The sequence below is a fragment of the Variovorax sp. 20P10.2.4 genome (genome assembly GCF_058244205.1).
In genome coordinates, this window is sequence record NZ_JBZAYE010001056.1 from 1 (window position 1) to 1,582 (window position 1,582).

Sequence of the window (1,582 nt, forward strand, 5' to 3'; positions counted from 1 at the left end):
GGTGCGCGCGGCCACGGTGCGGCATGCGCTGCACACGCTGGTGCAGCGGCTCGAAGCCCCGAACGCGGCCTGATCAGGCCAGCGCGAACTCGCCCAGCGGCCGGCGCGGCGCGGGCGGCACCAGCGCCATCGGATAGCCGATCCGGCACAGCAGCTGCAGCGTGCGGCTGCGCGCGTCGCGCGGCGGCGGCAGGCCCAGCAGCATCTCGTGCGCCGCCGCGTGGTGCGCAGCCATCTCCGCGAACTCCTCGAGCGGCTGGCTCAGCGGGTGCATGCCCAGCCCGAGGTCGGTGGCGCGCAGCTGCTGGCGCAGGTAGGCACGGCCGGCGTTGAGCTGGTCGGTGCGGCTGTTGCCCGCGGTGCTGATCCAGGTGAAACCCATGGCGGTGCTGGCCTGGTCGGCATACAGCGCCAGCGTGCGCTCGAAGGCGCGGCTGCCCTCGCGCGCCGGCACCTCGCGGTCGAAGCGGCCCAGCGCCACGGCCACGCGCAGCGCCGGATCGTTGAGCGAGAAGCCGTCGCGGTGCGCGAGGATCTCCTCGGGCCCCACGCGCAGCAGCCGCAGGTTCTCGCGCGCGGTGTTGGGCGTGGTGATCTCCACCCGCGCCGCGGCCAGGCAGAGCCGGCGCAGCGGCAGCACGCGGGCCATCTCGACCGTGCCGTCGGCGCGCAGCGAACCGCCGTTGGGCACCGCCGCGGTCACGCCCTGCAACAGCTCGGCCGAGACCGGGCGCGCGGTGTCGAAGCGCTGCTTGGGCGTGCGCCGGCGCAGCACCTGGGAGAACAGCGGATCGGGCGTGCCGCCGCCCGCGAGCCGCAGCCGCGCCACCGGCAGGTGGCCCCACTGCCGCGGGTCGGCAGGCAGTTCGCCCTGCGGCCACAGCTGCACGCTGGCCGCCACGCCCTGCTGGGCCAGCGCCATCACCAGCAGCTCGAGGAAGGCGCCCTGGCCGATCACCACTTGGCGGCCGAAGGGGTCGGTCTCGGGCAGCAGGCGCTCGCGGTCGCAGTACAGGACGATCGCATCGGGCTCGCGCAGATCGACACGCCAGGGCTGGTGGTTGTAGGCCGAGGGCGCGGTCACCGCATAGGCGATCGCGCGCCGGCGCACGTCGGGCTCGTCGCCCGGACCGTTCCAGATCTCGAGGGCCGCGGCCGGCATGTCGTCGTGCAGCCACCAGGTGGCCAGTGCCGCGGCGCCCGCGGCCAACACCACACCGCCTCCCAGCAGCCGGACAAAGTTTCTTCGCTCGTCCATGCCGGGGATTATCGGAAGTCAAGATTGACTTCACAATTAGACAACCATTGACAACAGATATTCAGAATTGAATACCCCATGCGGCGCGGCACCGACCTCGATTTCGACTGGCGATTGATCCGCTCCTTCCTCGCGGCGCTCGACAGCGGCAGCCTGCTGGCCGCCTCGCGCCTGCTCAACGCGAGCCAGCCGACGCTGGGGCGGCACATCGCCGAGCTCGAGTCGCAGCTCGGCGTGGTGCTGTTCGAACGCACCGGCCAGGGCCTGCTTCCCACCGCCATGGCCACGCAGCTGGCCGAGTCGGCGCGCGTCATGGAGAACGGC

Annotated in this window: 2 protein-coding genes; one reads left to right on the forward strand and one right to left on the reverse strand. The window is 72.6% G+C overall.

From position 1 onward, the window contains the following. Positions 1-73 precede the first annotated feature (73 nt). A complete protein-coding gene (locus AC27VN_RS41000) occupies positions 74-1,258 on the reverse strand; it encodes an Acg family FMN-binding oxidoreductase (protein ID WP_490880439.1) in 1,185 nt (394 codons plus the stop codon). Positions 1,259-1,336: 78 nt separating this feature from the next. Between AC27VN_RS41000 and AC27VN_RS41005 the strand changes: the two genes are divergently transcribed. Next, a partial coding sequence (locus AC27VN_RS41005; RefSeq protein ID WP_490880440.1) for a LysR family transcriptional regulator occupies positions 1,337-1,582 on the forward strand: 246 nt, incomplete at its 3' end.

Coding starts and splice junctions, on each gene's coding strand:
- AC27VN_RS41000 (WP_490880439.1), bottom strand. CDS start 1,258: ATGGACGAGCGAAGAAACTTTGTCCGGCTGCTGGGAGGCGGTGTGGTG.